This is a genomic window from Pseudomonas sp. NBRC 100443 (assembly GCF_030268185.1).
Classification (GTDB): Bacteria; Pseudomonadota; Gammaproteobacteria; order Pseudomonadales; family Pseudomonadaceae; genus Pseudomonas; species Pseudomonas citronellolis.
The window spans coordinates 47,231-68,807 of record NZ_BSQE01000032.1 but is presented as its reverse complement, the minus strand read 5'-3'; the positions used below and the strand labels follow the sequence as shown (position 1 = coordinate 68,807).

The following is a 21,577-nucleotide window of genomic DNA, read 5'->3' as shown; positions in this document are numbered from 1 at the left end:
GAGAGCCCCGATGGGCTACAGGGACGTACCCTCGGGGCGGGCCTCCGTGGCGGGGGAGTTCGTGAGGGTAGCCCGGCTTCATCGGGCCCGTATGTCGGGGCAAGCCTTTTTGGTTACTTTTGTGGCGATTGACAAAAGGGACTCGCCCGAGGGGGCGAAACAAGAAGGCCGGGCAAACTCGGAGCGGCGCAGAAACACCCAAGCCAAGGCGGCTGGGTTATCCCCCTTCGGGCCAGCACAAGCGCTGTTCGCGATGGAGCCGCGTCCCACGTTCGTGGGAACGACGATGGGGAAGAGAAGCGTGATGCCGCCGGCCCAACGAAAAAGCCCCGCCAGGGCGGGGCTTTTCAGGTCAGGCCAACTGCCGCCGGCGGAACAGCGGTTGCGGCTGGGTCACCGACGTCTGGTAGACCTCGCTGAAGTCGTCCAGGCTGGCCAGCGCATCATATGGATCGCGGTCCGCGCGAATGGCGTAGGCATCGAAACCGCAGCTCTGCATGTAGAACAGCTGGTCGCGCAGCACGTCACCGATGGCGCGCACCTCGCCCTTGTAGCCGTAGCGCTCGCGCAGCAGGCGTGCGGTGCTGAAGCCGCGGCCGTCGGTGAAGGCCGGGAAGTTCACCGCGATCACCTGGAACTTGTCCAGGTCTCCGGCGATGGCTTCGGGCTCCTCGTCGGAATCCAGCCACACGCCCAGGCCGCCGTCGCGGCCGCGCAGGGCCGGGCCGTGTTCCAACCACAGGGCCAGCGGGATGATCACGTCGTCGCTGTTGGGCACGCTCTCCAGGGTGGCGTCCTTGGGCAGCAGGTGCCAGCGGTCGTCGACCACTTCGCGGTGCTTAATGATTCGCTGCATATACGCGCTCCTTGAAGGGGTCGATGCCGATGCGACGGTAGGTATCGAGGAAGCGTTCCTCTTCGGTGCGCCGTTCGACGTAGACCTTGATCAGCTTCTCGATCACGTCGGCCATCTGGTCCTGGGCGAAGGACGGGCCGAGGATCTGCGCCAGGCTGGCTTCGCGGCCGGCGCTGCCGCCGAGGGACACCTGGTAGAACTCCTCGCCCTTCTTGTCCACCCCGAGGATGCCGATGTGGCCCACGTGGTGGTGGCCGCAGGCGTTCATGCAGCCGGAGATGTTCAGGTCGATGTCGCCGATGTCGAACAGGTAGTCGAGGTCGTCGAAGCGGCGCTGGATGGCTTCGGCCACCGGGATCGACTTGGCGTTGGCCAGGGAGCAGAAGTCGCCGCCCGGGCAGCAGATGATGTCGGTCAGCAGGCCCACGTTGGGGCTGGCGAAGCCCAGCTCGCGCAGTTCGCCCCAGAGGGTGAACAGCTGCGCCTGCTCGACGTCGGCGAGAATGATGTTCTGGTTATGGCTGTTGCGCACTTCGCCGAAGCTGTAGCGGTCGGCCAGCTCGGCGATGGCGTCCAGTTGCTTGTCGGTCACGTCGCCCGGGGCGGTGCCGGTGGGCTTGAGCGACAGGGTCACGGCGACGTAGCCGGGCTTCTTGTGGGCGAAGGTGTTGCGCTCGCGCCAGCGGGCGAAGCCGGGATGCTCGGCGTCCAGGGCGGCGAGGGCGGCGTCCTGGTCTTCCAGGGCCTTGTAGGCCGGGTCGACGAAGAACGCGGAAACGCGCTGCACTTCCGCCTCGGTCAGGGTGCTGGGGCCGTCCTTGAGGTGCGCCCATTCGGCGTTGACCTTCTCGGCGAAGACTTCCGGGGTCAGCGCCTTGACCAGGATCTTGATGCGCGCCTTGAACTTGTTGTCGCGGCGGCCATAGCGGTTGTACACGCGCAGGATGGCGTCCAGGTACGACAGCAGGTGCTTCCAGGGCAGGAATTCGTTGATGAAGCTGCCGACGATCGGGGTACGGCCCAGGCCGCCGCCGACCAGCACGCGGAAGCCCAGCTCGCCGGCCTCGTTCTTCACCGCTTCCAGGCCGATGTCGTGCACCTCGATGGCGGCGCGGTCGCTCGCGGCGCCGTTGACGGCGATCTTGAACTTGCGCGGCAGGTGGGCGAACTCGGGGTGGAAGGTCGACCACTGGCGGATGATCTCGCACCAGGGGCGCGGGTCCACCAGCTCGTCGCGGGCGATGCCGGCGAACTGGTCGGTGGTGGTGTTGCGGATGCAGTTGCCGCTGGTCTGGATCGAGTGCATCTGCACGGTGGCCAGCTCGGCGAGGATGTCCGGCACGTCTTCCAGCGCCGGCCAGTTGAACTGCACGTTCTGCCGGGTGCTGATGTGGGCGTAGCCCTTGTCGTAGTCGCGGGCGATCTGCGCCAGCTTGCGCAGCTGCCGGGAGGCGAGCAGGCCGTAGGGCACGGCGATACGCAGCATCGGCGCATAGCGCTGGATGTACAGGCCGTTCTGCAGACGCAGCGGGCGGAATTCCTCGCCGGTCAGTTCGCCCGCCAGGTAGCGGCGGGTCTGATCGCGGAACTGCTTGACGCGATCCTCTACGATCCTCTGATCGTATTCGTCGTATACGTACATGAAAAATCCTGCTGTCAGGCTATAGCGCTCGGGCGTACTACGCTTCCGAGCGCGCACGGCAACGCGCTCCACGCGGAGTGGCGGGCAAGATACCAGTTAGGGAATATGCGTAAAAGTGAAGTTTGAGTATATGGCGAGAACTTTCTGATATAAGCGCGGCATCCGTGGGAACCTTCTCCACCCACCGGCGCCGCGCCAGGGCTTGCGGCGCCTGGCCGCAGGCCCTCGCGGCGGGTCCTCAGCCTTCGCGGCCGTGGGCCTGGGCGCCCAGCTGAGCGGCATCGACGCGGACGAAAATGGAGTCGCCGATGGCGGTCAGCACGTCGCCGGCGTACACCTCGCAGATGATCCGGCTCTTGCGCCCCAGCTCGCCTTCCACGTGCGCGCGCAGGGTCAGCGGCACGCCCATCGGCGTGGGCTTGATGAACTTGATGCCGAGGTTGCCGGTGACGCAGTCCAGGCGCGGCAGGCTGCCCGGCTCGCGGCCTTCGGCGCGGTAGTGGTAGGCCATGGCCGTCCAGTTCGAGTGGCAGTCCACCAGCATGGCGATCAGGCCGCCGTAGACCAGTTCCGGCCAGCCGGTATACTTGGCCTCGGGCAGGTGCTCGGCCATCACGTGGATGCCGTCCTCGTGCCAGTAGCTCTTGATGTGCAGGCCGTGGGGGTTGTTGCCGCCGCAGCCGTAGCAGATGCCTTCGGGCGCGGCGCGGTCTTGCAGGGAGAGGTTGTCCATGGGGTGCCTTGTTCTTGTCGCGGAAACCGCCCCAGCCTAGCCGGTTTCGCCGCCCTCATGAAGGGCCGCGCCTTGTCGCTGCCCGTGCCCTGGTCTTAACTGCTGGTGGGTCCACCGAAAACAGCAATAACAAATGGGGGAAACATGAGCGAAGAATCCCGTAACGAGAACCGCGACAGCGTGATCGACGCCCGCGCGGCCTTGATCCTCATCCTGCTGGTGGTGGCTACGGCGATATTCTGGGTGAGCCATCAATAATTTAGCTCCACCGGTCAGGGGTGGGCGAACACAATGAAGGCAAATGGCTATACTTCGCCGGCTTCCGGTCGGTGGGGTGTGGGTTCTTGAGTCTTCTGTGCAGGTCCTGGTTGCTGGTCGTCGGTCTGTCGCTGTCGTTGGGCTGCCAGGCGGCGTCGGTGGTGTTCCTCAACCCGGGGCGGTCCAACGAGCCCTACTGGGTCAGCTATACCCACTTCATGCAGGCCGCCGCCGGCGACCTGGGCATGCCGCTGCGCGTGCTCTACGCCGAGCGCGACCCGCAACGCTCGCTGCAGCAGGCGCGCGAGCTTTTGCGCGACGGCCAGTTGCCCGACTACCTGGTGTTCACCAACGAGGGCTACATCGGCCCGGAACTGCTGCGCCTGTTCGCCGATACCCCGGTGCGCCTGTTCGCCGTGAACAACATGCTGACCACCGACCAGCAGCGCATCGTCGGCGGCAGCCGCGAGCGCTACCGCAACTGGATCGGCAGCCTGGTGGCCAATGAGGAGGAGGCGGGCTACCTGATGGCCCACGGCCTGCTCCAGGCCGGCGCGGCGGCGGGGCGGGGGCTGGACCTGCTGGCCTTCTCCGGGCTGGCCCAGGCGCCGGTGGCGCAACTGCGCGAGCAGGGCATGCGCCGGGCCCTGGCCGACTTCCCGCGGGCCCGGCTGCTGCAGGTGGTCTATGGCGGCTGGGATCGCCAGCGCGCCTATGAGCAGGCGCAGCAGCTGCTGCGCCGCTATCCGCAGGTGCGGTTGGTGTGGTCGGCCAATGACGAGATGGCTTTCGGCGCCATGAAGGCGGCCCGCGAGGCAGGCCGCGTGCCGGGGCGCGACATGCTGTTCAGCGGCCTGAACAACTCCCCGGAGCTGCTCAGCGCGGTGATCGACGGCAGCATCAGCGTGGCCATGAGCGGCCATTTCACCCTGGGTGGCTGGGCCATGGTCCTGCTGCACGACTACGACGCCGGGGTGGACTTCGCCGCCCATGGCGGCAAGGACCGCCAGTTGCCGGTGTTCATCCTGCTGGACAAACGCCGCGCGCAGAAACTGCGCGCCAACCTGGCGCGTCCCGGCTATGGCCTGGACTTCCGCGACTTCAGCCTGGCCCTGCACCCGAAGCAGAAGGCCTACCGCTTCTCCCTGCAGCCGCTGCTGGACTAGACGCCGGCCAGGTGCAGCACCAGGCGCACCAGGGCGTAGAGCAGCAGGACGAAGACCAGGGTGAAGCCCACGCCGAGGACGATGAAGTGGCTGGGCTTGCCATGGGTGAAGTCGCGGGCGCGGTTCTTCCCGCTCTGCACGCCGAAGGCGGCGGCCAGCACGCTTTGCAGCATCTGCCAGAAGCTCGGCGGGCGGTTCTGCGGATCGTCGTTCATGCAAGCCTCCTTTGCTGTGGGACAAGCATAGCCGGCCTCAGAGTTCTATCTGCGTCCACTGGCGCTTCTGCCACATCACCGCGAAGATCGCCGAGGCCAGGCCGCGCTGGATGATCTGCATGCTCCAGATCGCCAGCAGGCCGCCGCCCAGCACCGGGCCGACCAGGTAGGCCAGGGGCAGGAAGAACAGCCACTGGTTGCCCAGGCTGACGGCCATCACCGTGCGCGTGGCGCCGGCGCCGAGCAGCGCCTGGGTCAGCACCAGGGCGGTGGCGTCGATGACCATGCCCAGGCCGGTGAACATCAGCGGCACGCGGCCCAGCTCGATCAGCGCCGGGTCGCTGACGAACAGCCGCAGGATCGCCTCGGGGAACATCCAGAACGGCGTGCCCAGCAGCGCCAGGCCGCAGGCGGCGACCTTGACCACGTCCCAGCCCCAGCGGTGCGCGCTGTCGAAGTCGCGCTCGCCCATGCACTGGCTGACCAGGGTGGTGGCGGCCATGCCCAGGCCGATGCCGGGCAGGATCAGGAACAGCGCCAGGTTGATCAGCACGTGGGCCACCGCCAGCTCGCGGGTGCCGACCTGGGCGATGATCCAGAACAGCAAGGTGATGCCGGCGGCGAAGAAGAACTGCTGCAGCGAATTGGGCAGCGACAGGCGCAGCATCACGCGGATTTCCCGCTCGCTCGGGCGGCGCGCGAGGAAGCCGTGCTGGCGGGCGTCGCGCCAGGTGATCCAGGCGTAGATCGCCGAGCCCAGGTACAGCGCCAGGGTGGTGCCCAGGCCGCTGCCCACCGCGCCCATGCGCGGCAGGCCGAACAGGCCGTGGATCAGGCTGTAGCTGATGGCGGCGTTGGCCAGGTGCATGACCACCAGGGTGCGCATGTAGGTGCCCGAGCGGCGGGTGCCGTTCCAGTAGCCGCGGAAGGAGAAGTTCAGGCCCACGGCCAGCACTGAGAGCGTGCGCCACTCGAAGTAGGGCACGCCAATGGCCAGCACCTCGGGGTCGGGCGACAGCAGGCTGACGATGGGTCTGGCGAACAGCAGGCAGGCCAGGCTGATGGGCAGGGCCAGGCCCAGGGCCACCAGCAGCCCGCAGTTCAGCGGCGCGGCCAGGTCGCCGTCGCGCCCTTGGCCGCGGCGCCGCGCCACCAGCGCCTGGACGCCGGCGCCCAGACCCATGACCAGGGAGATGGCGACGAAGTTGGCGTAGCTGCCGATGCCCACCCCGGCCAGGGACTTTTCCCCCAGGTGGCCGACCATGGCGGCATCCACCAGGTTGAGCAGGCTCTGGCTGAGCATGCCGCCGATGATCGGCAGCCCCAGGCAGAGGATATTGCGAAGGCGCTCGCGCTCTAGCATGGCGTCCCCGAACTGCAGGTGATCCGGCGATTGTTGGTCGAGGGCGGCGGCGTGCCGGTGACCGCGCCCCTCATGCCAAAGCCTAGCGTAACGGGCGCGGCGATGCCCGCTCGATCGTCGCGCGGGCCCGGCTTCAGCGACGGCTGACGCTCATGGCGATCAGCCGCGAAACCACCAGGGCGAGGTACATCACGCCGGCAAATTCCTCGATCATCACCAGCGAACGGGCCGCGGGCGTCAGCGGCAATATGTCGCCCAGGCCGACCCCGGACAGGATGGTGAAACTGAGGAACAGCAGCTCGGTCCAGGTGCGCGGCGCCTCGGCGTCCAGCGCGGCGCTGAAGCTGCCGGGGACGGCCAACTGGCAGAAGCTGAACAGATGGGCGAAGGCCCAGGCCAGCAGGGTGAAGGTGGCGCCGGCGGCGTACAGCTCGTCGGTGGTGGCGCGCTGGTCGGCGTTCATGTACGCGATCAGGCTGGCCGCGGCATAGAAGTAGAAGGCCGCCTCCAGCGCCGGCACCAGCAGCTCCAGCACGCGGCTGGCCAGCCAGAGGTCGAGCAGGCCGAGGGTGAGCACCAGCAAGGCCAGCACCGCGGCGACCCAGCTATGCACCGGGCTGCGCTTGACCACCTGCAGCGCCAGGCCCAGCACCAGCAAGCCGAAGGCGCCGAACAGCGCGCGGCCCAGGGTGCTGTCGTCCATCCAGGGGTAGAGCAGCACGCCGAGCAGCTGGACGAACAGCAGGATGGCGGAGGGGTGGCGCTTGAGGTGGGCGAGGGCGGGCATGATGTCGCTCGGTTACGGGTCGACTTAACCATAGCCGCTGCCGGCCCTGCGGGCCGGATCGCGGACGGAGTCCGCTCCTATGGGGAGGCGCCATGCCTCACGGCGAACTGGAGCGGGCCCTGCCCGCGATTCGCGCGCAGGGCGCGCTCCTGCAGGGAATGGCGCGGGTGGGGCAGCGTAAGCGGATCTCATCTGCGAATCGCGCCGGAGGTTCCGGCTATCGCGGACAAGGTCCGGGGAAACACCATGCCTCCCGGGGCGGATTGTAGGAGCGGGCCCTGCCCGCGATTCGCGCGCAGGGCGCGCTCCTACAGGGGAATGGCGCGGGTGGGGTGGTGTAGGAGCAGATCTCATCCGCGAATCGCGCCGGAGGTTCCGGCCATCGCGGACAAGGTCCGCTCCGGGGAAACGCCATGCCTCACGGTGGATTGGGCGGGCCCTGCCCGCGAAATTGTGCGCAGGGCGCGCTCCTACAGGGAATGGCGCGGGTGGGGCAGCGTAGGAGCGGATCTCATCCGCGAATCGCGCCGGAGGTTCCGGCTATCGCGGACAAGGTCCGCGGGGCAGGGGCGCCGAGGTGCTTTTCGTAGGATGGGTTGAGCCTGCGAAACCCATGCGGTCACGGTGATGGGTATCGCTTCGCTCAACCCATCCTGCGAGGGCCTCCATCCGTCCACGATTGCCCGGATGCGCAGGGCTCCGTCAGTCGAGCAGGCCGTGCCAGCAGTCGCTCAGCTCGCCGAGCTCGGAGGAGGTGCACCAGGCCTGGCTCTGCAGCCACTGGCGGACGGTTTCGCGGTCGGCTTCGTCGAGGCTGCCGACGGCGTTCAGGCACAGGTAGCCGGTGAACTCGCCGTCCTCGGTGGCGCCGCCGACGAACAGCCAGCCCTGGGATTCGACGAAGGCGATCCACTGGTCCAGCACTTCGTCCAGGTCGCCGCTGTAGTTCACTTCCAGGCTGAAGCCCAGTTCCTTGAACTCGGCCAGGCGCAGTTTCTTGCGCAGGCGGCGCTTGCGCGGTTTTTCCATCTGTTCGGGGGTGAGGTATTTCATCTTTCGCTCCTGGAAGGCGGATCAGGCGTCGTAGCCCAGGTTCGGCGACAGCCAGCGTTCGCTGACCGCCACGTCCTGGCCCTTGCGGGCGCTGTAGGCGTCGATCTGGTCCTTGTCGACCTTGCCCACGGCGAAGTACTGCGCCTGCGGATGCGCGAAGTACCAGCCGCTGACCGCGGCCGCCGGGAACATGGCGTAGTGTTCGGTGAGGGTGACGCCGGACAGGCCCTTTGGGTCCAGCAACTGGAACAGGGTGCCTTTCTCGGTGTGGTCCGGGCAGGCCGGGTAGCCGGGGGCCGGGCGGATGCCGACGTACTGCTCGCGGATCAGCGCGTCGTTGTCCAGGTGTTCTTCGGGCTGGTAGCCCCAGTATTCCTTGCGCACGCGCTCGTGCAGCCATTCGGCGCAGGCTTCGGCGAGGCGGTCGGCCAGGGCCTTGACCATGATCGCGTTGTAGTCGTCGCCCTGGGCCTCGTAGGCCTTGGCCACTTCCTCGGCGCCGATGCCGGCGGTGGTGATGAAGCCGCCGACGTAGTCCTTGATGCCGCTGTCTTTGGGTGCGACGAAGTCGGCCAGGCTGAAGTTCGGCTTGCCGTCGGGCTTGATGGTCTGCTGGCGCAGGTGGTGCAGGGTGGCCAGCTTGTGGCCGTCCTCGGCGTACACCTCCAGGTCGTCGTGGTTGACCTGGTTGGCCGGCCAGAAGCCGAACACGGCGCGGGCCTTGATCAGCTTGCCGTCGATCAGCTTGCGCAGGATGTCCTGGGCGTCGTTGAACAGGCTGGTGGCGGCTTCGCCGACCACTTCGTCGCTGAGGATGCGCGGGTACTTGCCGGCCAGGTTCCAGGAGACGAAGAAGGGCGTCCAGTCGATGTACTCGGCCAGCACGTTCAGGTCGATGTCTTCCAGCACCTTCACGCCGGTGAAGGAGGGCACCGGCGGCTGGTAGCCGGCCCAGTCGAACTGCGGCTTGGCGGCGATGGCCGCCGCGTAGCTCAGGCGCTCGGTGCGGGCGCTGCGGTTGGCGGTGCGCTCGCGGACCTCGGCGTACTCCTCGCGCAGCTTGCGCGCGTAGTCGGGCTTCATTTCCTTCGACAGCAGAGTGGTGGCCACGCCCACCGCGCGCGAGGCGTCGGTGACGTAGACCACCGCGTCGTTGCTGTACTGCGGGTCGATCTTCACCGCGGTGTGCGCCTTGGAGGTGGTGGCGCCGCCGATCATCAGCGGCAGGCTGAAGTTCTGCCGCTGCATTTCCTTGGCGACGTGGACCATCTCGTCCAGCGACGGCGTGATCAGCCCGGACAGGCCGATGATGTCGCACTTCTCGGCGATGGCGGTCTGCAGGATCTTCTCCGCCGGCACCATCACGCCGAGGTCGACGATGTCGTAGCCGTTGCAGCCCAGCACCACGCCGACGATGTTCTTGCCGATGTCGTGCACGTCGCCCTTCACCGTGGCCATGAGGATCTTGCCCTTGGCCTCGGGCTTGTCGCCTTTCTCCGCCTCGATGAAGGGGATCAGGTGGGCCACCGCCTGCTTCATCACCCTGGCCGACTTGACCACCTGCGGGAGGAACATCTTGCCGGCGCCGAACAGGTCGCCGACCACGTTCATGCCGCTCATCAGCGGGCCTTCGATGACCTCGATGGGCCGCGCGCACTTCTGCCGGCATTCCTCGGTGTCTTCGACGATGTAGGTGGTGATGCCCTTGACCAGGGCGTGCTCCAGGCGCTTCTCGACGCTATGGCTGCGCCATTCCTCGTCTTCCACTTCCTTGGCCGCGCCGCCGCCCTTGTAGTCGTCGGCGATGGCCAGCAGCGCCTCGGTGGCGTCCGGGTTGCGGTTGAGCACCACGTCCTCGACCTTGTCGCGCAGCTCCTTCGGGATCTCGTCGTAGATCTCCAGCTGGCCGGCGTTGACGATGCCCATGGTCAGGCCGTTCTTGATGGCGTAGTAGAGGAACACCGAGTGGATGGCCTCGCGCACCGGGTTGTTGCCGCGGAACGAGAAGGACACGTTGGACACCCCGCCCGAGGAGAGCGCGTAGGGCAGGTTGTCGCGGATGTAGGCGCAGGCGTTGATGAAGTCGACCGCGTAGTTGTTGTGCTCCTCAATGCCGGTGGCCACCGCGAAGATGTTCGGGTCGAAGATGATGTCTTCCGGCGGGAAGCCCACTTCGTTGACCAGGATGTCGTAGCTGTGCTGGCAGATTTCTTCCTTGCGCGCCTGGGTGTCGGCCTGGCCGGCCTCGTCGAAGGCCATCACCACCACCGCGGCGCCGTAGCGCCTGCACAGGCGGGCGTGGTGCTTGAACTGCTCGACGCCTTCCTTCATGGAGATGGAGTTGACGATGCCCTTGCCCTGGATGCACTTGAGGCCCGCTTCGATCACCTCCCACTTGGAGGAGTCGATCATGATCGGCACGCGGGAGATGTCCGGCTCGCCGGCGATGAGGTTGAGGAACTTCACCATCGCCGCCTTGGAGTCGAGCATGCCCTCGTCCATGTTGATGTCGATCACCTGGGCGCCGGCTTCCACCTGCTGCTGGGCCACTTCCAGGGCCTCGGCGTAGTTCTCCTCGCGGATCAGCCGGGCGAACTTCGCCGAACCGGTGATGTTGGTGCGCTCGCCGACGTTCACGAACAGCGAGCTGCGGTCGATGGTGAACGGCTCAAGGCCCGACAGCCGGCAGGCCCTGGGGATTTCCGGGATCGCCCGCGGCGGGTACTTGGCCACCGCCTCGGCGATGGCCTGGATGTGCGCCGGGGTGGTGCCGCAGCAGCCGCCGATGATGTTGAGGAAGCCGGACGCGGCGAACTCCTCGACCACCTCGGCCATCTGCGCCGGGGTCTCGTCGTACTCGCCGAAGGCGTTCGGCAGGCCGGCGTTGGGGTGCGCGGAAACGTGGGTGTCGGCCTTGGTCGCCAGCTCCTCCAGGTAGGGGCGCAGATCCTTGGCGCCGAGGGCGCAGTTCAGGCCGACGGAAATCGGCCTGGCGTGGCGCACCGAGTTCCAGAAGGCCTCGGTGGTCTGCCCCGACAGGGTGCGCCCGGAGGCGTCGGTGATGGTGCCGGAGATCATGATCGGCAGCTCGAAGCCGAGCTCGTCGTAGACGCCCTGCACGGCGAAGATCGCCGCCTTGGCGTTGAGGGTGTCGAAGATGGTCTCGATCAGGATCAGGTCGGCGCCGCCCTCGATCAGGCCGCGGGTGGCCTCGCTGTAGTTCGCCACCAGCTCGTCGAAGGTGACGTTGCGGTAGCCCGGGTCGTTGACGTCCGGGGAGATCGAGCAGGTGCGGCTGGTCGGGCCGAGCACGCCGGCGACGAAGCGCGGCTTGTCCGGGGTCTCGGCGGTCTTGGCGTCGGCCACTTCGCGGGCCAGGCGCGCGCCTTCGACGTTCAGTTCGTAGACCAGTTCTTCCATGCCGTAGTCGGCCTGGGACACCTGGGTGGCGTTGAAGGTGTTGGTCTCGAGGATGTCGGCGCCGGCGTCCAGGTAGGCTTTCTCGATGGCCTGGATGACGTCCGGGCGGCTGAGCAGCAGCAGGTCGTTGTTGCCCTTCACGTCGCTCGGCCAGTCGGCGAAGCGGGTGCCGCGGTAGTCCTCTTCCTGCAGCTTGTAGCTCTGGATCATGGTGCCCATACCGCCGTCGAGGATCAGGATGCGCTCCTTCAGGGCTTTCTGCAGGGCTTGCTGGCGGGCGGCACGATCGGACATGGGAACTACCTGGAAACGGCTGTGGCAAAGGGTCGCTGATGATAGCAAACCTGCAGGGGATTTGAGCCGACCGGGCTTTTACATGAGCGCAGTTCATGTTGTACCGGCCATCGGTTGGCCGCAAAAGCCCGCGGAGCCGCTAGAATCCGCCTATTCACGAGGTATGGAGCCCCCGATGTCCTTGCGCGCATCCTTCGCGTTGACCATTGCGTTCATGCTGCTTTCAGCCGTTGCCCAGGCAGCCGGCATTTCCTACAGCAAGGACATACAGCCGATCTTCACCGACAAGTGCGTGGCCTGCCACGCCTGCTACGACTCGCCGTGCCAGCTCAACCTGAGCGCCGCCGAGGGCGCCCAGCGCGGCGCCAACAAGCTGCCGGTGTACGACGGCACCCGCACCAAGGCCCAGGAAACCACGCGCCTGTTCCTCGACGCACACGGCGCCGACGCCTGGCGGCGCAAGGACTTCTGGTCGGTGCTGGACGCCCGCGGCGGCCAGGCGGCGCTGATGCAGCGCATGCTCGATCTCGGCCAGGCCCACCCGCTGGTGCCCAACGCGAAGATCCCCGAGGGCCTGGACCTGTCGATCAACCGCAGCAACCAGTGCCCGACGCCGGACAGCATCGACGAGTTCGTGCAGAAGAACCCGCGCAGCGGCATGCCCTTCGCCGTCACCGGCCTCAGCGCCCAGCAGTACGCCACCCTGAAGCAATGGCTGGCCGAGGGCGCGCCGGTGGACGAGCAGGCCTGGCAGCCCGGCGCCGGCGAGGCGCGGCAGATCGCCGAGTGGGAGCGCTTCCTGAACCAGCCCGGCGCCCGCGAGAGCCTGGTTTCGCGCTGGCTCTACGAGCACCTGTTCCTCGCCCACCTGTACTTCGAAGAGCAGGGCGCGCCGGGGCACTTCTTCCAGTTGGTGCGCTCGCGCACGCCCAGCGGCCAGCCCATCGACCCCATCGCCACGCGGCGGCCCAACGACGACCCCGGCGCGGCCTTCTACTACCGCCTGTGGCCGATCCAGGGCGTGATCGTGCACAAGACGCACATCACCTACCCGCTGAGCCCCGCGAAGCTGGCGCATACCCGCGAGCTGTTCTTCGCCGGCGCCTGGGCGGCCGACAAGGTGCCCGGCTACGGCCTGCAGCACCGCGCCAACCCCTTCGAGACCTTCGCCGCCATCCCGGCGCGGGCGCGCTACCAGTTCATGCTGGACAACGCCGAGTACTTCGTCCGCACCTTCATCCGCGGCCCGGTGTGCCGCGGGCAGATCGCCACCGACGTGATCCGCGACAACTTCTGGGCGATCTTCCAGGACCCGGCCCACGACCTCTACGTCACCGATCCGGCGTACCGGGCCAAGGCCACGCCGCTGCTGGGCCTGCCCGGGCAGATCGACGACATGCCCCAGATGCTCCAGCAATGGACCAGCTACCGCGACAAGCGCAACGAATACGAGGCGCTGCGCCTGGACGCCTACGAAGAGGCCGCGGCGCCGACCTGGGCGGACATCTGGCGCGGCAACGACAACGCGCTGCTGTCGATCTTCCGCCAGTACGACAGCGCCTCGGTGCGCAAGGGCCTGATCGGCGGCGTCCCGCAGACGCTGTGGTGGATGGACTACCCGCTGCTGGAGCGCACCTACTACCAGCTGGTGGTCAACTTCGACGTCTACGGCAACGTCTCGCACCAGGCGCAGACGCGCCTGTACTTCGACCTGATCCGCAATGGCGCCGAGCAGAACTTCCTGCGCCTGATGCCGGTGGCCGCGCGCAAGCACCTGCTCGACGACTGGTACCAGAACAGCGGCCGGCTGAAGATGTGGCTGGACTACCAGAACCTCGACAACGACGCGCCCAGCGGCCTGGACCTGCCGGAGAAGGGCGCCAAGAACGCCTTCGCCGTGCAGTTGCTGAGCCGCTACGCCAGCCTCGATGCGCGGCCCGACCCGATCAACCTGTGCCAGGACGGCGGCTGCTACCGGCGCAACGTCCCACGCCCGCTGCAGGACGCCGAGCAGGCCTTCAGCCGCCTGGTCAGCCGCCCGGCGGCGGGGCTCAAGGTGATCGAGCAGTTCCCCGAGGCGACCATCCTGCGCGTCGAGCTGCCCGGCGGAAAACGCGAGATCTACACGGCGCTGCGTAACCGCGCGCACAGCAACGTCGCCTTCATGCTCGGCGAGTCGCTGCGCTACCAGCCGGGGCTGGACACCCTGACCATCTACCCGGGCGTGCTCTCCAGCTACCCGAACTTCATGTTCGACCTCAAGGCGGAGGAGGCCGGCGACTTCGTCTCGGCGCTGGAGCAGGTGCAGAGCCAGGAGAGTTTCGACAAGGTGGTGGAGCGCTGGGGCATCCGCCGCAGCAACCCGCAGTTCTGGCGCTACTTCCACGACCTCGACGCCTACCTGCGCGAGACCGAGCCGGTGGAGGCGGGCATACTCGACATGAATCGCTATGAAAATCTTTGAGGCGGCTGCAGGCGGCAGGCAAGAGCGCTTTGGAGCCTGCGGCCTGAAGCCTGAAGCCTGAAGCCTGAAGCCTGAAGCCTGAAGCCGCTACTTGCGAACTATTCCTACTAAATTGGTAGGGCTTTATCCGGGGCGGGCGAATGGCGTAAACTGCCCCTACGTTTGCGAGGAGTTGCCATGAGCGCCATCACCATTACCGAAGCTGCCCAGGATTACCTGGCCGAACTGCTGGTCAAGCAGGACACCCCCGGGATCGGCATTCGCATCTTCATCACCCAGCCGGGCACCCAGTACGCGGAAACCTGCATCGCCTACTGCAAGCCGGGCGAGCAGAAGCCGGAAGACACCCCGATCGGCCTGAAGGACTTCACCGCCTGGGTCGACGGCATCAGCGAGCCCTTCCTGGAAGACGCCGTGGTCGACTACGCCACCGACCGCATGGGCGGCCAACTGACCATCAAGGCGCCGAACGCCAAGGTGCCGATGGTCAACGAGGACAGCCCGATCACCGAACGCATCAACTACTACCTGCAGACCGAGATCAACCCCGGCCTGGCCAGCCATGGCGGCCAGGTGAGCCTGGTCGAGGTGGTCGAGGACAACATCGCCGTGCTGCGCTTCGGCGGCGGCTGCCAAGGCTGCGGCATGGTCGACATGACCCTCAAGGACGGCGTCGAGAAGACCCTGATCGAACGCATCCCGGAACTGAAGGGCGTGCGCGACGTCACCGACCACAGCAACAAGGAAAACGCCTACTACTGAGTGGTGGGTGTTTCGGCAAAACAGCCGCCCTTCGGGGCGGCTTTTTGTGGTTCTACCTGGAGCGGGCCCTGCCCGCGAAATCGCGCGCAGGGCGCGCTCCTACAATGGGAATGGCGCGGGTGGGGCAGCGTAGGAGCGGATCTCATCCTCGAATCGCGCCGGGATGGCCGGCTATCGCGGACAAGGTCCGCTCCTACGGAGAGGAATACCGTGGCTCCCGGCGACCTGTAGGAGCGGGCCCTGCCCGCGATTCGCGCGCAGGGCGCGCTCCTACAATGGGAATGGCGCGGGTGGGGCGGCGGATCTTATCCGCGAATCGCGCCGGGATGGCCGGCTATCGCGGACAAGGTCCGCTCCTACGGGGGGAGGAATACCGTGGCTCAGGCGCTGGCCGGCTGGCGTCGGCGCGCTGGCCAGAGCAACGCCAGGGCCAGCAGCAATACCGGCCACACCAGCAGGTTCACCGCGCTCCAGCCCAGGCTGGTGATCAGCGCGCCGGAGCTGAACGACATCAGCGCCGCCATTAGGCTGTTGCCTTGCTCCATCAGCCCCTGCGCCTGGCCGCGCTCGTCCGCGCCGTGGCCTTCGCCGAGCAGGGTGGTGCCGGCCACCAGCAGCAGGTTCCAGCCCATGCCCAGCAGCAGCGAGCTGGCCAGGAAGTGGCCGTGGTCCAGGCCGGCCAGGGTCACGGCTGCGCTGGCCGCCAGCAGGGCGATGCCGAGCAGGGCCACGCGGCGGCTGCCCAGGCGGTCCACCAGCGGGCCGGCGACGAAGGCCGGGAGGAACATGCCGAGGATGTGCCACTGGATCACGCTCGCCGAGCTTTCCAGGGACAGCCCGCAGAACTGCATGGCCAGCGGCGTGGCGTTCATGATCAGGATCATCAGCCCGTGGCCGGCGGCGGTGCAGGCCATGGCCGCGCGCACCAGCGGCCGGCCGAGCAGCGCGCGCATCGCTGCGATGCCGCCGTGCGGTGGGCGAGGCGCAGCGCCTTCGCGCAGGCGCGCCATCAGCAGCAGGCCGACGAGCGCCAACGCGGCGATGGCCAGGTAGGCGCCGACGAAGGGCGTGGGCAGCGCCTCGCGGGCCCACAGCGCCAGGCTCGGGGCGAGCAGGGCGGCCAGCACGCCGCCGCCGATCACGTAGGCGCTGGCGCGGCCCTTCTCGGCCTCGCCCACCGCCTCCAGGGCGGCGAAGCGGTAGTACATCGCCGAGGCCTGGTAGGCGCCGATGGGCAGGGCGCCCAGGCACAGCAGCCAGAACGAGCCCAGTTGCACGCCCAGGGCGCAGGTCAGCCCGCCGAGCACGCCGCCGGCGGCGCCGAGCATCAGCCCGGGGCGGCGGCCATGGCGCTGCATGAACAGCGATAGCGGCTGCACCGCCAGCAGGTTGCCCAGCACCAGCAGGGCCAGGGGCAGGGTGGCCAGGCCGTTGAGCGGCGCCAGTTGCGCGCCGATCAGCGAGGTCAGGGTGATGCCGATCAGCGAGCACGACCAGTACAGCGCCTGGCCGAGGAACAGCAGGCGCAGCGCGCCGTTGCGCAATAGCAGCATGTCCGCGCCCTCAGTTCCGGCAGCCGCCGGGCTTGAGCACCCGCTGCGTCGAGGCCGGGTGGCGCAGCAGCGCCTCGCTCGGGCGCCGTGGCCGTTGCAGCAGCTCGCCGGCGCAGTTCGGGCACTGGCCGCCGAGCACGCCTTCGGCGCAGTCGTGGCAGAAGGTGCATTCGAAGGTGCAGATGCGCGCGTCCGTGCTATCGGCCGGCAGGTCGCGGTCGCAACATTCGCAGTTGGGGCGCAGTTCGAGCATGGCGAAGTCCTTCTGGCTGGGGATCAGGCGTCGGTGAGCTGGCCGAAGCGTTCGGCATATTCCTGGGGGCTCACCGCCAGGTGCTTGTGGAAAGTGCGTCGCAGGTTCTCCGGGTGGCCGAAGCCGCACAGCCGGGCCACGGTGGCGATCGACGCCCGGGCGTCCTGCAGCAGGGCGCGGGCGGCCTCCAGGCGAACCTTCTCCACGTAGCGGCCGGGCGCCACGCCCAGCTCATTGATGAACACCCGCGACAGGGTGCGCGGGCTCATGCAGGCCTGTTCGGCCAGGGCCTCCAGCGACAGGTCGGCGCCGAGGTTGGCCGGGATCCACTCCAGCAACGCGGCCAGGCGCGGCGCGCGCACCGGCTCGGGCGTCAGCCAGGCGCTGAACTGCGCCTGGCCGCCGGGGCGCCTGAGGAACATCACCAGGCGCCGGGCCACGGCCAGGGCCAGCGGGCGGCCGAGGTCGGCCTCCACCAGCGCCAGGGCCAGGTCGATGCCGGCGGTGACTCCGGCGGAGGTGAACACGTGGTCGTCGCCGTCGCGGCGGCTGGGGTCGTAGGTGTGCAGGCGGTCGCCCTGCACGTGGACTGCGGGGTGGCATTCGCGCAGGGTGTCGACGTCGGCCCAGTGGGTGGTGGCGCTGCGCCCGTCGAGTACCCCGGCGGCGGCCAGCAGCAGGGCGCCGGAGCACACCGAGCCGAGGCGCCGCATCTGGCCTTCGGCGGCGCTTAGCCATGCCAGCAGCGCGGGGTTGGCGCACTGCGCCTCCACGCCCAGGCCGCCGGGTACCAGCAGGGTGTCGAGGCTGGCGGCGTCGGTATCGGCCCAGGCGGCGTCGGCGCAGATGCGCAGGCCGGCGGAGGTGGCTACGGGGCCTTCGTTTTCGCCCAGCACCAGCAGTTCGTAGGGCGCCGGTAGGCCCTGGCGCTGGCGCTCGACGTTGGCCGAGGCGAACACCTGCAGCGGGCCGGTGACGTCCAGGCTCATGACGTCGGGGTAGATCAGGCAGGCGATGCGGCGGATGGCGGGCATGGCGGGCGGCTCCGGGGTTTGCCGGGAGTGTGCGCCGGGAGGGGAGTGGCGGCAATGTCATGGATCCCACGGATCTTGCCAATCGCTCGGTGGCTTTTCGTAGGAGCGAGCTTGCTCGCGAACGAGGCTTCCAGGAACTCCGTCGCCAGGCCTGAGAGCGCCCTCTCCCTAACCCTCTCCCTGAAGGGAGAGGGGACCGTTCGGAGTGTGGGGATATTTCTGAGTCAGCCGGATGTTTTGGTATCCGGCTGAAACCACACATTCAGCCAGCATGGACTAGCCCCCTCTCCCTTCAGGGAGAGGGTTGGGGAGAGGGGACGGAGTTCAGCCGGGCTCCGAAATAACCGGGAAACTCTGTTCGCGAGCAAGCTCGCTCCTACAACAGCCCTCGCCCAAAACGCCCCGCCGGAAATAAAAAACGCCGTTTCCCTCCCCGAGGAAAACGGCGCTTTTCAAGCTCCGGGCCGCAAGGCCCTGGGCCTCACTCCGGCATATGCCATTCCTGCAGGTCATAGCCTTCGCGGTTCAGCTCTTCGCGGGCCTGGGTCAGCAGGTCGGCCAGGCGCGCCGGGTCGGAGTATTCGGTGCAGGGGATGCGCGTCAGGCCCAGCAGGCGGGTGCCGGTGCGGTCGAGGACGGACAGGTCGAGGCTGCCGTCGCCGCCGGACTGGTCGATCCAGGTGACGCAGTGGAAGGGTTGGAAGGCTCGTCCGGTGATCAGCAGAGCCTCGTTGAAACGAAGGGTCGCGTTCATGGTGGTTACACTCTCTGCGCAGGTCATCCATTGCTCTGTTAAGGGGACGGCGCTTCACTGATCCGTCCGATCTGTACAGCCCATTGACACCGCGAGCCGCGCAAAAAGTCACAACGCCTGTCGCTTTTGTGCACAAGGTTGTCGCATTGGAAACCGGAAAATTGCCGGCAATCTTCCGGGAAACCGCCGGTAAATGGCTCTGCCACGCGGCTTTCATCGAACTTGCGGGGTGCGCCGTTGCGTCGCAGGGGCTGCGTGCCCTTGGGCCGGCTTTTCCACGGCCAATTCGTGACAGCCGGGGCAGGGCGCCGCAAGATAGGGGCTTTGCATCCGCTTTTGCCTGAGGAGGTTTCATGGAGATTCGCTGCGACTTCGACAGCGGCAACATCCAGGTGCTGGATGCCAGCGACCCGCAGGACGTGCGCCTGGCCCTGCGCCCGGACCTGAACAGTCCGCACTTCCAGTGGTTTCACTTCTGCGCCGACGGCCTGACCCCGGGCCAGCGCTACACCTTCGACCTGACCAACGCCGGGCACTCCAGCTACACCGGCGGCTGGCCGGGCTACCGCGCGCTGGCTTCCTACGACCAGCGCGACTGGTTCCGTGTGGACAGCAGCTACGACGGCCAGTCCCTGCGCTTCAGCCTTGAGGCCGAGCAGCCCCGGGCCTGGTTCGCCTACTTCGAGCCCTACAGCCGCGAGCGCCACGCTGCGCTGGTGCGCCAGGCCATCGAGCAGGCCGGCGCCGAGCTGGTGGCCACCGGGCGCAGCATCGAGGGCCGCGACATCCCGTTGCTGCGCATCCGCCGCAACCCGCAGGCCACGCGCAAGCTGTGGCTGATCGCCCAGCAGCACCCCGGCGAGCACATGGCCGAATGGTTCATGGAGGGTCTGATCGAGCGCCTGCAGCAGAAGGATGCGGAACTCGACTACCTGCTGCAGCACGCCGAGCTGTACCTGGTGCCGAACATGAACCCCGACGGCGCCTTCCGCGGCCACCTGCGCACCAACGCCGCCGGCACCGACCTCAACCGCGCCTGGGCCTCGCCCAGCGCCGAGAGCAGCCCGGAAGTGCTGTTCGTCCAGGCGCACATGCGCCAGCAGGGCGTCGACCTGTTCCTCGACATCCACGGCGACGAGGAAATCCCCTACGTGTTCGCCGCCGGCTGCGAAGGCAACCCCGGCTACAGCGAGCGCCAGGCCTACCTCGAAACGGAGTTCCGCAAGCGCCTGGAGGAACGCGGCGAGTTCCAGAGCCTGCACGGCTACCCGCGCAGCGCGCCGGGCAAGGCCAACATGACGCTGGCCTGCAACCATGTCGGTGAAACCTACCAGTGCCTGGCGCTGACTCTGGAGATGCCGTTCAAGGACCACGACCTGGCCCCGGATGCCCGCACCGGCTGGAGCGGCGCGCGCGCCAAGCGTTTGGCCGGCGCGGTGCTCTCGACGCTGTCGAGCCTGGTGGAAGAACTGCGCTGACTGGAATCTTCGCCGCCGCGTGCCAGTCTAAAGCTGTGAGGAACTTGCATGCGGAGGTGTCCATGTACAGGACGCGCAAGCTGTTGACCCCCCAGGAGATCGAGGACCTGCAGGAACGCATGGAGGCCATGGAGGAACTGGACTTCCGCGAACGCCGCGAAGTCCGCAAGAACCGCACGGGCGACCATCGCCCGCGCCTGGCCGCAGCGCCGGCCTGACCGGCGCGCCGCGCACCCGGCCGCCGGCCGGGTGCGTATAGGGCGTCTGCCCTGGCAGCCGTGGCGGGGGCACGTGGCCGGGGAGGGCGGACACCCGCGCTGCCATTAAGTTGCCAGTACGCGGATTATTAATCTCGCTGTCATAAAGCGTACATATTCACGGCATTAAATCATCACGTCTTCTAACCAACCGGGGACTTCCCGGACTTCCTCCCATATTGAGGTATTGACGTGATGCTGCTCAGCAAAACCCGCTTGTCCGTCCTGCTGGCTTCCATGGCCCTGACCGGCCTGGCCCATGCCACTGATGTCACCGGCGCCGGCTCCAGCTTCGTTTACCCGGTGCTGTCGAAGTGGTCCCAGGAATACAGCAAGTCTTCCAGCAATCGCATCAACTACCAGTCCATCGGCTCCGGCGGCGGCATCGCCCAGATCAAGGCCGCCACCGTCGACTTCGGCGCCTCCGACGCCCCGCTGTCGGCCGACGACCTGAAAGCGGCCGGCCTGGGCCAGTTCCCCAGCGTGATCGGCGGCATCGTGCCGGTGGTCAACCTGGACGGCGTCGAGCCGGGCAAGCTGCACCTGGACGGTGAAACCCTGGCCAAGATCTTCCTCGGCAGCATCACCGACTGGAACGACCCGGCCATCGCCGCGCTGAACCCCGAGCTGAAGCTGCCGGCCACCAAGATCACCGTGGTGCGCCGTTCCGACGGTTCGGGCACCTCCTACAACTTCACCAACTACTTGTCCAAGGTCAGCCCGGAGTGGAAGGACAAGATCGGCTTCGGCACCACCGTACCCTGGCCGGTCGGCATGGGCGGCAAGGGCAACGAAGGCGTCTCCGCCTACGTCAAGCAGATCAAGAACTCCATCGGCTACGTCGAGTACGCCTACGCCCTGCAGAACAAGATGGCCTACGCCTCGCTGAAGAACGCCGCCGGCAAGTTCGTGCAGCCCAACACCAAGAGCTTCCAGGCTGCCGCCGACACCGCCGACTGGGCCAACGCCAAGGACTTCAACCTGCTGATGACCAACGCCCCGGGCGACACCGCGTGGCCGATCACCGCCACCACCTGGATCATCATGTACAAGCAACCGAAGAACGCGGAACAGGCCCAGGCCGCCTTCCACTTCTTCAAGTGGTCCCTGGAGAACGGCCAGCAGCAGGCCGCCGCCCTGGACTACGTGGCGCTGCCGGAGTCCCTGGTCAAGCGCATCGAAGGCTACTGGAAGTCGGACTTCGCCCGCTGATCGGGTGAATGACCAGGACCGCC

At 67.5% G+C, this 21,577-nt stretch carries 18 protein-coding genes; 6 read left to right on the top strand and 12 right to left on the bottom strand.

Features of this window, described 5'->3' with window-relative positions; genetic code table 11:
* Positions 1 to 352: 352 nt before the first annotated feature.
* The 3 genes from QSJ95_RS29800 to QSJ95_RS29790 form a co-directional block, all read right to left on the bottom strand.
* A complete protein-coding gene (locus QSJ95_RS29800; protein WP_009619240.1) occupies positions 353 to 856 on the bottom strand; it encodes a DUF934 domain-containing protein in 504 nt (167 codons plus the stop codon).
* Positions 840 to 2,498, bottom strand: coding sequence for a nitrite/sulfite reductase (locus QSJ95_RS29795; protein WP_009619241.1), 1,659 nt, complete (start codon positions 2,496 to 2,498; stop codon positions 840 to 842). The genes QSJ95_RS29800 and QSJ95_RS29795 overlap by 17 nt, the downstream gene beginning before the upstream one ends.
* A 238-nt stretch (positions 2,499 to 2,736) precedes the next feature.
* On the bottom strand, positions 2,737 to 3,231 hold the full coding sequence (locus tag QSJ95_RS29790) for a PaaI family thioesterase (RefSeq protein WP_285647259.1): 495 nt from the start codon (positions 3,229 to 3,231) through the stop codon (positions 2,737 to 2,739).
* 344 nt (positions 3,232 to 3,575) lie between these two features.
* Here QSJ95_RS29790 and QSJ95_RS29785 point away from each other — a divergent pair, with 344 nt between their 5' ends.
* The gene (locus QSJ95_RS29785) at positions 3,576 to 4,655 is read left to right on the top strand and encodes an ABC transporter substrate-binding protein (protein WP_285647257.1); all 1,080 of its coding nucleotides are present in this window, start codon (positions 3,576 to 3,578) and stop codon (positions 4,653 to 4,655) included.
* Here QSJ95_RS29785 and QSJ95_RS29780 read toward each other — a convergent pair.
* The 5 genes from QSJ95_RS29780 to metH form a co-directional block, all read right to left on the bottom strand.
* Entirely contained in the window at positions 4,652 to 4,870 is a 219-nt protein-coding gene (locus tag QSJ95_RS29780; protein WP_009619245.1) for a DUF2970 domain-containing protein, read from the bottom strand. The genes QSJ95_RS29785 and QSJ95_RS29780 overlap by 4 nt on opposite strands.
* A 37-nt stretch (positions 4,871 to 4,907) precedes the next feature.
* Positions 4,908 to 6,233, bottom strand: a complete 1,326-nt coding sequence (locus QSJ95_RS29775) for an MATE family efflux transporter (protein ID WP_009619246.1) — start codon at positions 6,231 to 6,233, stop codon at positions 4,908 to 4,910.
* Positions 6,234 to 6,366: 133 nt separating this feature from the next.
* On the bottom strand, positions 6,367 to 7,020 hold the full coding sequence (locus tag QSJ95_RS29770) for an ion channel (RefSeq protein WP_285647254.1): 654 nt from the start codon (positions 7,018 to 7,020) through the stop codon (positions 6,367 to 6,369).
* 702 nt (positions 7,021 to 7,722) lie between these two features.
* Positions 7,723 to 8,073, bottom strand: a complete 351-nt coding sequence (locus tag QSJ95_RS29765; protein WP_043316259.1) for a 50S ribosome-binding protein YggL — start codon at positions 8,071 to 8,073, stop codon at positions 7,723 to 7,725.
* Positions 8,074 to 8,094: 21 nt separating this feature from the next.
* Positions 8,095 to 11,787 carry a methionine synthase gene (gene metH, locus QSJ95_RS29760; RefSeq protein ID WP_285647253.1) on the bottom strand — a complete coding sequence of 1,231 codons (3,693 nt, stop codon included), beginning with the start codon at positions 11,785 to 11,787 and terminating at the stop codon, positions 8,095 to 8,097.
* 175 nt (positions 11,788 to 11,962) lie between these two features.
* Between metH and QSJ95_RS29755 the strand changes: the two genes are divergently transcribed.
* On the top strand, positions 11,963 to 14,251 hold the full coding sequence (locus QSJ95_RS29755; RefSeq protein ID WP_285647252.1) for a fatty acid cis/trans isomerase: 2,289 nt from the start codon (positions 11,963 to 11,965) through the stop codon (positions 14,249 to 14,251).
* Between the two features lie 177 nt (positions 14,252 to 14,428).
* The gene (gene nfuA, locus QSJ95_RS29750) at positions 14,429 to 15,013 is read left to right on the top strand and encodes a Fe-S biogenesis protein NfuA (protein ID WP_043316265.1); all 585 of its coding nucleotides are present in this window, start codon (positions 14,429 to 14,431) and stop codon (positions 15,011 to 15,013) included.
* 380 nt (positions 15,014 to 15,393) lie between these two features.
* Here the strand turns inward: nfuA and QSJ95_RS29745 are convergent, their stop codons facing one another.
* The 4 genes from QSJ95_RS29745 to QSJ95_RS29730 all read right to left on the bottom strand — a co-directional run bounded on the left by QSJ95_RS29745 (position 15,394) and on the right by QSJ95_RS29730 (position 18,607).
* A complete protein-coding gene (locus QSJ95_RS29745; protein WP_285647264.1) occupies positions 15,394 to 16,563 on the bottom strand; it encodes an MFS transporter in 1,170 nt (389 codons plus the stop codon).
* 13 nt (positions 16,564 to 16,576) lie between these two features.
* A complete protein-coding gene (locus tag QSJ95_RS29740; protein ID WP_285647249.1) occupies positions 16,577 to 16,819 on the bottom strand; it encodes a DUF1272 domain-containing protein in 243 nt (80 codons plus the stop codon).
* A gap of 23 nt (positions 16,820 to 16,842) precedes the next feature.
* On the bottom strand, positions 16,843 to 17,853 hold the full coding sequence (locus QSJ95_RS29735; RefSeq protein WP_285647247.1) for a GlxA family transcriptional regulator: 1,011 nt from the start codon (positions 17,851 to 17,853) through the stop codon (positions 16,843 to 16,845).
* A 481-nt stretch (positions 17,854 to 18,334) separates the two neighbouring features.
* The gene (locus QSJ95_RS29730) at positions 18,335 to 18,607 is read right to left on the bottom strand and encodes a DUF1652 domain-containing protein (protein ID WP_009619255.1); all 273 of its coding nucleotides are present in this window, start codon (positions 18,605 to 18,607) and stop codon (positions 18,335 to 18,337) included.
* 353 nt (positions 18,608 to 18,960) lie between these two features.
* On the opposite strand from QSJ95_RS29730, the gene QSJ95_RS29725 reads away from it, so the two are divergent.
* The 3 genes from QSJ95_RS29725 to pstS all read left to right on the top strand — a co-directional run bounded on the left by QSJ95_RS29725 (position 18,961) and on the right by pstS (position 21,554).
* On the top strand, positions 18,961 to 20,085 hold the full coding sequence (locus QSJ95_RS29725; protein ID WP_285647244.1) for a M14 family metallopeptidase: 1,125 nt from the start codon (positions 18,961 to 18,963) through the stop codon (positions 20,083 to 20,085).
* Between the two features lie 62 nt (positions 20,086 to 20,147).
* Positions 20,148 to 20,303, top strand: coding sequence for a hypothetical protein (locus QSJ95_RS29720; RefSeq protein ID WP_009619258.1), 156 nt, complete (start codon positions 20,148 to 20,150; stop codon positions 20,301 to 20,303).
* Positions 20,304 to 20,537: 234 nt separating this feature from the next.
* Positions 20,538 to 21,554, top strand: coding sequence for a phosphate ABC transporter substrate-binding protein PstS (pstS, locus tag QSJ95_RS29715; RefSeq protein ID WP_009619259.1), 1,017 nt, complete (start codon positions 20,538 to 20,540; stop codon positions 21,552 to 21,554).
* Positions 21,555 to 21,577: the final 23 nt, after the last annotated feature.